Source organism: Xenorhabdus griffiniae (assembly GCF_015163655.1).
Lineage (GTDB): Bacteria > Pseudomonadota > Gammaproteobacteria > Enterobacterales > Enterobacteriaceae > Xenorhabdus > Xenorhabdus griffiniae.
This window is the reverse complement of sequence record NZ_JADEUF010000133.1, coordinates 1-9842: the sequence shown is the minus strand read 5'-3', so window position 1 is coordinate 9842 and position 9842 is coordinate 1. Positions and strand designations below refer to the sequence as shown.

General features: G+C 44.5%; 15 protein-coding genes. 14 read left to right on the top strand and 1 reads right to left on the bottom strand.

The window, feature by feature from the left end:
• The 4 genes from IQ211_RS16515 to IQ211_RS16500 all read left to right on the top strand — a co-directional run.
• Positions 1-456 (top strand): hypothetical protein (locus tag IQ211_RS16515; protein WP_193836421.1); only part of this gene is annotated, 456 nt, incomplete at its 5' end.
• Positions 457-654: 198 nt separating this feature from the next.
• Positions 655-870: a helix-turn-helix transcriptional regulator gene (locus IQ211_RS16510; protein WP_047767012.1), complete on the top strand. Its 216-nt coding sequence runs from the start codon at positions 655-657 to the stop codon at positions 868-870.
• Positions 870-1145 (top strand): helix-turn-helix transcriptional regulator, encoded by a 276-nt coding sequence (locus tag IQ211_RS16505; RefSeq protein WP_189760829.1) that lies wholly within the window; start codon positions 870-872, stop codon positions 1143-1145. The genes IQ211_RS16510 and IQ211_RS16505 overlap by 1 nt, the downstream gene beginning before the upstream one ends.
• Positions 1146-1163: 18 nt before the next feature.
• On the top strand, positions 1164-2096 hold the full coding sequence (locus IQ211_RS16500; protein ID WP_189760828.1) for a hypothetical protein: 933 nt from the start codon (positions 1164-1166) through the stop codon (positions 2094-2096).
• A gap of 826 nt (positions 2097-2922) precedes the next feature.
• On the opposite strand, the gene IQ211_RS16495 is transcribed toward IQ211_RS16500, so the two are convergent.
• A complete protein-coding gene (locus IQ211_RS16495; protein ID WP_189760827.1) occupies positions 2923-3234 on the bottom strand; it encodes a YlcI/YnfO family protein in 312 nt (103 codons plus the stop codon).
• Positions 3235-3424: 190 nt separating this feature from the next.
• Between IQ211_RS16495 and IQ211_RS16490 the strand changes: the two genes are divergently transcribed.
• The 10 genes from IQ211_RS16490 (at position 3425) to IQ211_RS16445 (ending at position 9629) form a co-directional block, all read left to right on the top strand.
• Positions 3425-3673 (top strand): hypothetical protein, encoded by a 249-nt coding sequence (locus tag IQ211_RS16490; RefSeq protein ID WP_189760826.1) that lies wholly within the window; start codon positions 3425-3427, stop codon positions 3671-3673.
• Entirely contained in the window at positions 3666-3836 is a 171-nt protein-coding gene (locus tag IQ211_RS16485; RefSeq protein ID WP_189760825.1) for a DUF4222 domain-containing protein, read from the top strand. Before IQ211_RS16490 ends, IQ211_RS16485 begins: the two co-directional genes overlap by 8 nt.
• A 2-nt stretch (positions 3837-3838) precedes the next feature.
• Positions 3839-4144: a hypothetical protein gene (locus IQ211_RS16480; protein WP_189760824.1), complete on the top strand. Its 306-nt coding sequence runs from the start codon at positions 3839-3841 to the stop codon at positions 4142-4144.
• A gap of 61 nt (positions 4145-4205) precedes the next feature.
• Positions 4206-4406: a hypothetical protein gene (locus tag IQ211_RS16475; RefSeq protein WP_189760823.1), complete on the top strand. Its 201-nt coding sequence runs from the start codon at positions 4206-4208 to the stop codon at positions 4404-4406.
• The gene (locus IQ211_RS16470; RefSeq protein WP_189760822.1) at positions 4403-4597 is read left to right on the top strand and encodes a hypothetical protein; all 195 of its coding nucleotides are present in this window, start codon (positions 4403-4405) and stop codon (positions 4595-4597) included. The genes IQ211_RS16475 and IQ211_RS16470 overlap by 4 nt, the downstream gene beginning before the upstream one ends.
• Positions 4597-5142: a hypothetical protein gene (locus IQ211_RS16465; protein ID WP_189760821.1), complete on the top strand. Its 546-nt coding sequence runs from the start codon at positions 4597-4599 to the stop codon at positions 5140-5142. Before IQ211_RS16470 ends, IQ211_RS16465 begins: the two co-directional genes overlap by 1 nt.
• A gap of 80 nt (positions 5143-5222) precedes the next feature.
• Positions 5223-7940 (top strand): TOPRIM and DUF927 domain-containing protein, encoded by a 2718-nt coding sequence (locus IQ211_RS16460; protein ID WP_189760820.1) that lies wholly within the window; start codon positions 5223-5225, stop codon positions 7938-7940.
• 246 nt (positions 7941-8186) lie between these two features.
• A complete protein-coding gene (locus IQ211_RS16455; protein WP_189760819.1) occupies positions 8187-8585 on the top strand; it encodes an antiterminator Q family protein in 399 nt (132 codons plus the stop codon).
• Positions 8586-8969: 384 nt separating this feature from the next.
• Positions 8970-9284 (top strand): Thoeris anti-defense Tad2 family protein, encoded by a 315-nt coding sequence (locus IQ211_RS16450; RefSeq protein ID WP_189760818.1) that lies wholly within the window; start codon positions 8970-8972, stop codon positions 9282-9284.
• Positions 9285-9428: 144 nt separating this feature from the next.
• Entirely contained in the window at positions 9429-9629 is a 201-nt protein-coding gene (locus tag IQ211_RS16445; RefSeq protein ID WP_189760817.1) for a KilA-N domain-containing protein, read from the top strand.
• Positions 9630-9842: the final 213 nt, after the last annotated feature.

Here is a 9842-nt window from a genome sequence, read left to right as displayed (position 1 = left end):
TATTATAATATTATAAATGGAGACAGCAATTTAAATCCTATAGTTATAGATTCAAAAATAAACACACTTAAAAATGAACTAATAACTAAAAGAGATGATGAAACAAAAAGAGAAAGAGTGCTTCTTTCTGAAATTGCAAAATCCCTCTTGAGTTATGATAAAGAGGGCATTCAAAAAGCGTTACTTCTAATATCTGCATCACCCATGCTAAATAATTACATTGACCCAAGAACAATCTCTAGGATTGTAAAAAAAACAAAGGAAAGCAAAGAAAAAAAACATAATTCTTTAATATATTATAATGAGGTTATAAGTGAAAATAAAAACAAAATAAAAGAGTTGGTAAGATCACAATGCTACTTTCCCGATACGAGAAGAGGTCAATATGTAAACCCGCTTTCCAGTAGAAAACATTTATTGAGGCATAAATTTGAGTATGAGTTGGAAAACCTATAAAGGACAAAGATAGAGAGACAATCACTCATTTTTGTCATGACTCTCTACTTTCTTATAGAATTAGTTATTAACATGGCATATTAGTGTGCATATTTATATTAATGTGTCATTTCTTGTTCAATAAAATTAGCTTAGCATTCCCTGAAATCAAATAACGTCCATTAAGACATATCTAGGACTAGATAACGGGAGGGCTACATGCCAGCAATAACACCACTTAAAGAAAATCTTATCCGCTTACCCGAAGTTCAACGCAGAACTGGCTACGGTAAAGCGTGGATCTACAAACTTATTGCAGATAATAGATTCCCTAAACAAGTCAAAATCGGCACTCGTTCAGTTGCTTTTATTGAGTCAGAAATAGATGACTGGATATCACAACGCATCGCTGAATCTCGCAGTGAGGTGATGTAATGCCGAAATTTATATTACCTACCGACGAACAGCGGAAATATATTCTTTCCGCTTATGGTGAAATTGAACGGCGAATAAGAGAAAGGGAACGGGAGAAAATATCCGGTATTTCTCGCAGTCATTGCCATAAATTAGAAAGATTAGGTTTATTCCCGCCCCGCTGTCATTTTGGGCGTAACTCCTGTGCTTGGTTGCTCAGTGATCTACTTCATTGGGTTCGTAACCCGCCAACAGTAGAGAATGTAAATAACCCCTATAGCCGAAAATCAAATTAATTAAGACAGGGTAAGAATATGACATCTAAAAAGGTGGCTTTAAATGGTCAGGGACTCGCTCACTCTGAAAACAGCCAGAACGATATTTCAGTTATCCGTAAAGTGGTTATTTCCGGTGACTGGTCATCGATTAATAGGGGTATTTGTACACTCACTGATTTGGGCTTGCGTCACAATGGACAAGGGTTGGTCTGGATTAATTCTGGTGTGTCGGTTCACGATGCGGATAGTGATACAGGGCTGACGGGGAGGGATAAGCAGTCCTATGAGTATTATTCAGAGGTGTGCTCAGTTAACCATTTGAATAGTGGTAACTATTATGGATTTGTCCAGCTAAAAGATATTGATAGCTATGCCCTAAATATCATCGCTTCAATCAGTTCCGAATATCACACGCGCAAAAATGGTGTGCCCTTAACGACGTTCGCATTACTGATTGAGCAAAAACAACGAAAACAAGCGGTGGATAATTGGGTTTTATACCGCAATCCAAACCAGCCGGACAAATACACTATTCTCAATAAGCAGCACCATCATGAACTGGCGAAGTGCTATCAGGCGAAAGGCTGGAAGCGTGAGCCGTTGGAATATCTGAGCAGGCTGATCCGCAATGATGCCGAATTTAGCAAACTCATGCGCAGGCTGGGTTATGTCAAAGTTCGTACTCGTCAGATTACAGGTGAATATCAATTGTTTTGGGTTTATCGGCACAAAGATAAAGGATTCAAAGAGGTGTGCTCAAAACAATCACGTGAAAACAATAAGATAACTCCATTTGTCCAGTATACAAAACGACCAATAAAAACATTTAAGCGCATTGCTGTAGATGGTCAGTGGCTCTATGTCTATGCCGATCACATTCGCTTTCTGACTAAAAAGCGCCACCGTGTCGAGGGCGTTCGGGTTCAGGGGTATACAGCTAATGGTATTGAGGTGAGAGAAATAAAATGATGCGCGGAAGCAATTTTATCGATTTAAGTTATCCAATTATTTCTGGTGACTCCTTGAAGTTAAGGAGTTCTCAATCTCAGAGGCTCACCTCTTTAAGAGGTATGGTTATAAAATACTCAGTATGCTTAGCATACCAAGCTGTAGCCGAGGTCCTCACTTTGGCTGGCTCAATGGCCACTGAATCAATGACCAATGAATACTCAGCGAAATTTTCCGTTCAGTTACACCTACAGCAACTCATTGATTTGTCCGAGGCCGTCACTTTGGTTTTCCAATCATCGGCTGAAATTTTAGCTGATGGGTATGCGAAAAATTTCTCACACCTCAATAACTCATTGATAAATATCCAGACGCCATATTTGGCGTTTGGTCATAGTTTAGGCTCCCCGATAATTTCGGGGTGGCTACCTAACCCATTGATATTTAATCAAGCTGCAAATATGCAGTCTGGTCATAATTTGACCACCGAAAATATCGGTATGCAAACAGGTGATTATTTGTGCCGACGAAATTCGTCGCTGCAAAATCCAATGTCCGATAATCGGACTTTGCGGGTTACTATTAGTTACTCGCAAACTTTGCAGGGCAGTAATACTGACTCACAGAATTTGCACACCTCATTAAGGGTTGCACAAACTTTGCTCGTATCATTTAGCGACGCGCAAACTTTGCAGTCATCATTAAGAGGAGCACAAAAAGAAAAGGATAGCACGGCGAATGCTACCCTTTGGGATCACGCAAATTTGCGTCATGAATTAAATCAAACAGTTAACTACCCCTCTTTAAGAGGGTCAGTCAACCAAGTCAATATTATTGCCTTGGTTATTTATTGCTCAGATGAAGTTTTGGCTTTGCGTTGCTGGAGTTCTTCCTGCGCAACACTGATAAGCAGTCTTATTTCTTCATTGGCTTTTGTGCCGATTTCTTCAACACGGGCAAGGGCATCAAGGGAGGAGAGCAGCGGATCTTTGCAATCGCCCTCACTTTGGCGGCGGGCTATTTCTCCACGCATAGCAGTAACAATAAATCTGGCGTTGCTTTCATTATCTTGTTTTACCTCTTCCATTCCCTCCATTACATCATGTGGTACACGGACGGTAGTTAACTGTGACTTTGCATTTTTGTTTGGCGTTGGCATTAATGAAACTCCTTACAATAAGTGTGTTTCATTATACACAAAAAAGAAATACAAAAAAGCCTTGACGTGTGTTTCTCATAGAAATAACATGAAACACACCTTGAATGTTCAAGGAATACAAATAGCGAAGCCCAGTAGTGCGCGAACACTAACTGGGCCTCTAACCAATAACGTAAAGGAGGCTTACGCTATGGATACCCCACAGCATAACCAAACTCGCCTTAAATTTACATTCCTAATTGCATTCGGCACTCAGCGGCTGGTGGATATTCACCCGGTGCGCCTGATTACCGTACTGGCAGACAGTGAAGGTGAAGCCCGTCTACTGGCAGGTATTCCCTCTCTGGTATTCGTCTCTCGTCAAGCATGGGATATCGGTATCGATACCCCTTTCAACCATAGCGATATGTCTACCGTTCAGGGGGTGAACCATGCGTAACCCCACCCCCCATGACTATTACACCCATAAGAACGGAGATACCGTTCAGGTGCTGTCAGTTGCCTTTAATCGCGTGACGTTTGTCCGTGAAGGGTATCAAAGCCCGTGCACCATGCCTTTAAGCCGTTTCACTAAAGAACACACCTACGCAGGGAGAGCCTGATTATGTCTGATATTTATAACCACTTGGTACGTACTAATCTCAGCACGATGGACACTGAAGAACTGAAAGACTTACGCAAGCATTCAGACGGTGCACATAGCGCAGTGATGGCGGCGATGTCGGCAATGGGCGAACTGGCTTTCTGGTCAGCCGATAACGAAAACTATGACAATCGTCAGGCAAGAGAGGATTTACGTCGTATCGGTGAAGCGCTGATGTATTTACCACGGATCGCCGAAGCTCTGAATGACACAGCGCAGCATGCAGATTTTGAAATTCATCACCGGGAGGGATTTCCAAAATGGTAAGTCATATTGAAGTCAGAAAGGGTTTTCGTCGCGTAGGTGAAGCACTAACCGGGGGTGAAGAATGAGCAAGCTTATCACCCTTCATCAAGCGGCTGAAAAGGCGCAACAACTCGAATTTATTAACCAGCTGATTGAGTCATACCCCCATCGAATAGAGGGCAGTGAAATAGCCGTTATTTCTTCGTTAATGGCGAGGTTATCCGGTGATATTGCGGTGTTTTTGATTGAGGAAGCTAACAAGACAGCGGAGGGGATGGAATGAGTGCGGAGCAAAAACGCCTGATTGAGTGCTTAATTGAAATACCCCAGGCAAAAACTGAGCAGATAATCACTTTACTTTCTACATGGTTGGATGCGGAACGAGATAACGAAACGCGCAATATGATTTGTGTCGCTTTAACGTGCGCACGAGAAATTGACCAGTCACTGAATGACGCTATGGAGGGTAAGTAATGAACAAATATCACACTGAAATTATCGGAGCAGACGTAAATGTCATGAAGCGCAACGAGAACGGGATATTTGAGCATAGTGGCCTGATACCGTTGGCAGATATTCCCACTCGTGCTAATGCCGGTGAATGGGATAACGAAAAAGTGTTAGGAATGCGCCTGATTGCAGAATATTTAGACCACGCACAGGGCGATCCAGAGAAAGATTTACTTGCTTTCCGCTGGCTGGTCGCAACGCTTTACATCATGGAAACCACCGCCAAAAACAAGATGCCTTACTACTGTAATCATGGCGTGTCATTGCCTTTGCTAATGGACTGTGAACGCTTTGCCATGGCAAACAATATCGAGGGCGCGCTGCTTGAGCGGTTCGGTAAGGTGCAAGGCACAGAGAACGCCATCTTAATGTACAGCGGCATGCTGGACGATAACGGCCCTTTAAAGCTGTCACCAATGGGGGTTGAGGTGATGGATAACCTACACGAAGCCTTTACGCTTGATGTTGCCAATGGCGCTCTGAATAACGCCACACCAACAGTACACTAAGGGGGAAGTATGGCACTCATAACAAAAAACTTCCGCCTCAACGCACTGGCGAACACCTACGCAGCCAAGGGAGCATTTCAATGAAATCTATTGATGTTCGGTCAGTGAAAACAGCGGCGCAAGGGCAGTGGCAAGGGGTGCTGGCAGCCTGTGGGGTGGATGTTCCGGCAAAGGGTAAGCATGGTGCTTGCCCGATATGCGGCGGTACTGACCGCTTTCATTTCATGGACGACCACGATAACGGGGACTGGCACTGTCGCCAGTGTGATAACCCGAATTACGGGGATGGCTTTGATTTACTGATGAGGGCGAAGGGAATAACGATCACAGAGGCGGTGAAAGCGGCTTCTGAGGCGCTGGTGCCACCTTTACCTGAACCCAAGCCCGCCAGAAAGGAGGCTCCGAAATCGGAGGCTCCTCCGATAGCCGAAAAGGTTAACAAGTTGCTTGCTCAATCGGTTTTCGGACAATCTGATTATCTGACTAAAAAGGGGCTGCAATGCCCCGATCAGAAGCTATTGAAAGATGGCTCGTTGTTACTGGTCACTCAGGTATTAGACGGCACAATTACCGGTGCTCAGGTCATTAAGCCGAATGGTGAAAAGCGCCTTGTTTCTGGTACCCGGAAAAAGGGGAGTTTTATCCCCTTATCCCCCATTACTGGAACGCCGGACACGATCATTATTACCGAGGGTTACGCCACCGCTTTAACCGTAAACCAGTTACATGAGGGATTAATACTGGCAGCAATTGATGAAGGCAATTTATCCACGGTTGCCGGACTGGTGAGAGAACGATGGTCAGAAGCAAAAATCATTCTGGCGGCAGATAACGACTGGCACACACCGGACGAACTGGACGACAAGGGTAAACCCAAAAAGAATGTCGGCAAGATAGCGGCAGAGAAGACCGCCAGGGCTATTAACGGCTGGGTATCGTTACCACCGACAGAGCATAAAGCCGACTGGGACGATTATCGCCAGCAAAACGGCATCGAGGCAGCAAAACAGGCATTCAGTAACGGGTTGTATCCGGTGGGGAAGAAGGAGCCAATGTCAGTGGTGATTAATTTAGAAGCATATCGCGAGAAAGAACAGGATCCGCTGATACCGTTTGTTGATGTGCGCAATGAGGGGATTTTTTACGTGACACCGAAGTTAGACAAGGAAACGGGTGAAATCGTCAAATCAGAACAATGGCTGTGCTCACGGGTTGAGGTTATCGGAACAGGCATTGATGAAAATGATGAGCGATACCTGATTGTTCGCTGGGAAGCAACCGGCAATAAGGAGCCGATCACCAAAGGGATTGCGTCAGCCGATATCGGTGAGCGCGAAGGCTGGCGGATACTCAAGGCAGGGGGCGTACAGGTAACAACCAAAAGTCATCTCAGGGCGACCCTGGCTGACTGGTTAATCCGCAGCCATACCAGGGACATCTGGAGTATCACAGCAAAATCAGGCTGGCATGAAGGCGCCTACATTATGCCGGATGGCTCAGTGATTGGCATTCCCCGGCAACCGGTCTTGTTTAACGGGGGAAGTGCGTCAGCAAATGCCTATACCGTCTCAGGAACGCCGGAAAGCTGGCGTGAGCATGTAGCAACACTGGCGAATAATAACCCGTTTATGATGCTGGGTATTGCAACTGCATTAGCTGCGCCTCTGGCGGGCATTGTCGGGGCTGATGGCTTCGGCATTCATCTGTATGCTCAGTCAACCGCAGGTAAAACGACAACCGCCGATATTGCCACCAGTTTATACGGTGAACCCGATAAGCAGCGTCTGACATGGTACGGAACTGCGTTAGGTATTGCCAATGAAGCCCTGGCACACAATGACGGCCTGTTATCGCTGGATGAAGTCGGACAGGGCGCGAACCCGAAACATGTTCACATGTCAGCCTACACGCTGTTTAACGGAAAGGGCAAAATTCAGGGCGCGAAAGAAGGCGGTAACCGCCCTATGGCAAGCTGGCGAACAGTGGCTATCAGTACTGGTGAAAAAGATATCCCCACGTTCCTCATTGAAGCGGGCATTAAAATTAACGCCGGGCAATTGGTCAGATTACTGAATATTCCGATGGAACGCGCCAAAGAGCTACACGGCCTGGAAAATGGCAAGGCACATGCTGACGCCTTAAAACAGGGTTGCCGGGAACACCACGGAGCAGCAGGCAGGAAATGGATTGATTATTTGTCCTCACATCAAAAAGAAGCCAGGCAAGCCTATATTGACGCCCAAACCCGATGGGGCAAGTTAATTCCTGAAAGCTACGGTGAGCAGGTGCAGCGGGTTAGTGATCGCTTTGCGGTGCTGGAAGCGGCCATGCTGTTAGGGCGCGTTGTGACCGGGTGGAGTGAGCGCGAGTGCCGGGATGCCCTGCAATATATCTTTAATGTCTGGGTGGCTGAGTTTGGCACCGGGAATAAAGAGCTTGAGCAAATTGTGGAGCAGGCCGTTTCATTTTTGAATGTTCATGGCATGAGCCGTTATGCCCCGTTGCCTTATGACGAAAGGGATCTACCGATACGGGATTTAGCGGGTTACCGGGAGAAGAAGGGGGTTCATGATGATGCGCCGATTGTTTTCTATACGTTGCCTGGCACATTCAAACAGGAGATCGCCAAAGGGTTTAACGTGGATATGTTCGCGGATACGTTAGTGAAAAATGGCATTCTCAGGAAGCCGGCCAGTGGCAGGAGCTTTCAGGGAAAGACACCGCGCCTTAAGCACTTGGGGGGTATCCAGCAACGGGCTTATATCATGGTATTGGTGCCAGAACCCGACGACGAATAATTTCTCATGTGAGGGTTAAACCTGTTGTCTCAGTTGTCTCAGTTGTCTCATTTTTATTAACTATATGAATTGTAATTATATTTACTTTTAAATTGAGACAACATGAGACAACAAACAGGGGTTTTGAGACAACATCAAATGGGAAAATAAAAGGACAGTACAGCAGAGGCATTATGAAAAAATTACTTAACTTACACTGTCAGAAAAAAAGAGGCTTCATGGGAATGCTGGTGAGGGAGTGTGCAAATGCGTGATATGCGGATGATACTCAACCAATGGGGCGCATGGGCGGGTAATGGGAATAGTGATGTTGACTGGTCACCCATTGCGGCCGGGTTCAAAGGTCTGGTTCCCAGTACCCGAAAGAGCCGTACACAATGTTGTGATGATGATGGGATTGCCATTGATGCGGCTGTTCTGCGATTGAAGAAGTACAACGCCTATTACTTCCAGTTAATCGTGATGCACTACATTAAAGCGCTGCCATTAAGGGCGATGGGAAATAAATTAGGCATTTCTCATAACGAAGTCGCTAAAAGATTGCAGGCTGCCGAGGGATTTATTGAAGGCGTTTTAGCAGTTTCCGGGATTATTTTGGAATTTGATAAATGCGTACAAAAAAAAGTCGTCAATCAGGTTGCGTAATTACAAAAGTCGATATATTGTGATAAGAGTGATAGCTATGTCACGTAGCTTATTAGCTTTTCTCGAATAGTGAGAAATAGTGACGTAGTGTTATCACAGGTTTATTTAATTTCAGACATTTTACCTCGCCATCGTGCGGGGTTTTTTATTGCCCTGTATTCAATAAAGGGTATTTGTCAGCAGTAAACTTCAAATTTACACTCCAGCGGATTACTGGCTTAGTGAATAGTCATATTTTATAATGCGATGCCCTATATTAATGCGTATTAATCATTGTGAGACCGCATCTCATTGAGATAAAAATCTGACCTAAGTAATATTAACTGGCTAGTTAGCAGTAGATGAAATGACCTTAAACTTTAACGATAAATAAGTGAGGAAATGATGTCTGACGTTAATAAGCTGGATAGTACACAGTGTTCGTTCAATCCTGAACAATATAAAGTCAAAGTCACAATTGAAAATGATACAGTTGCCCCAGTAGGCTCATTCCCGTGGGCGCTAATTCAGATGTATTTGAATAAAACTGTGCGACGTAAGGTTTGGCCTACCAACATGTATATTGGAATGTACACTGTTAATAATAACTCTAACATTCAAAATATTCAGGTGACTGGCGAATATGGTAACTCTGGGTTGGTTTCTTGGCAGCCAGGGCAAGATGACATGACATGGTGTGACTGGGAGCTTACTACATAAACTTCCGAATATACCTGCTTTTAAGTTTAAAATTATCCAAGGCTGCGCATGGCGTGGCCTTTGTCACATAACCTAAAAAAGTTATTTTGCATGAATTAGATACGAGCTAGAGTGTTCATCTGACGCAATTAGAACGGAGGTTAGATGAAACAGTTAGACTTACCACTTATTGCTCGTGAAGAGAACAACGTGGTAATAGCTCAGCGTGCGTATGATGGGTATATTAACGCAACGGCTATGTGTAAAGCTGCTGGAAAAAATTTTGCTGATTATTCTCGTTCAAAGAATACTAGTGATTTCATATCCGAGCTTTCAGTCGACATGGGAAATCCCATAACGGAATAAATTCAATCGGTTATAAATTCAAGGCTGCGCGTGGCGTGGCTTTTTTCATATCTGCCACCGCAATCACTCACAGAACCTCAGTATCGCTATTGCGGCTGGCAACCTATTAACTCACGTGAGGTGAATGATGATGAATGAAATTGATGAAGTTATTACGGGAATGATTTCAGAGAGAGATAAGCATTTGGCAGATCTCCAACATTTGGTAATGAC

Bases quoted from the DNA above. Each gene is read 5' to 3' on its own strand.
- IQ211_RS16510 (WP_047767012.1), top strand. From the start codon at position 655: ATGCCAGCAATAACACCACTTAAAGAAAATCTTATCCGCTTACCCGAA.
- IQ211_RS16505 (WP_189760829.1), top strand. From the start codon at position 870: ATGCCGAAATTTATATTACCTACCGACGAACAGCGGAAATATATTCTT.
- IQ211_RS16500 (WP_189760828.1), top strand. From the start codon at position 1,164: ATGACATCTAAAAAGGTGGCTTTAAATGGTCAGGGACTCGCTCACTCT.
- IQ211_RS16495 (WP_189760827.1), bottom strand. From the start codon at position 3,234: ATGCCAACGCCAAACAAAAATGCAAAGTCACAGTTAACTACCGTCCGT.
- IQ211_RS16490 (WP_189760826.1), top strand. From the start codon at position 3,425: ATGGATACCCCACAGCATAACCAAACTCGCCTTAAATTTACATTCCTA.
- IQ211_RS16485 (WP_189760825.1), top strand. From the start codon at position 3,666: ATGCGTAACCCCACCCCCCATGACTATTACACCCATAAGAACGGAGAT.
- IQ211_RS16480 (WP_189760824.1), top strand. From the start codon at position 3,839: ATGTCTGATATTTATAACCACTTGGTACGTACTAATCTCAGCACGATG.
- IQ211_RS16475 (WP_189760823.1), top strand. From the start codon at position 4,206: ATGAGCAAGCTTATCACCCTTCATCAAGCGGCTGAAAAGGCGCAACAA.
- IQ211_RS16470 (WP_189760822.1), top strand. From the start codon at position 4,403: ATGAGTGCGGAGCAAAAACGCCTGATTGAGTGCTTAATTGAAATACCC.
- IQ211_RS16465 (WP_189760821.1), top strand. From the start codon at position 4,597: ATGAACAAATATCACACTGAAATTATCGGAGCAGACGTAAATGTCATG.
- IQ211_RS16460 (WP_189760820.1), top strand. From the start codon at position 5,223: ATGAAATCTATTGATGTTCGGTCAGTGAAAACAGCGGCGCAAGGGCAG.
- IQ211_RS16455 (WP_189760819.1), top strand. From the start codon at position 8,187: ATGCGTGATATGCGGATGATACTCAACCAATGGGGCGCATGGGCGGGT.
- IQ211_RS16450 (WP_189760818.1), top strand. From the start codon at position 8,970: ATGTCTGACGTTAATAAGCTGGATAGTACACAGTGTTCGTTCAATCCT.
- IQ211_RS16445 (WP_189760817.1), top strand. From the start codon at position 9,429: ATGAAACAGTTAGACTTACCACTTATTGCTCGTGAAGAGAACAACGTG.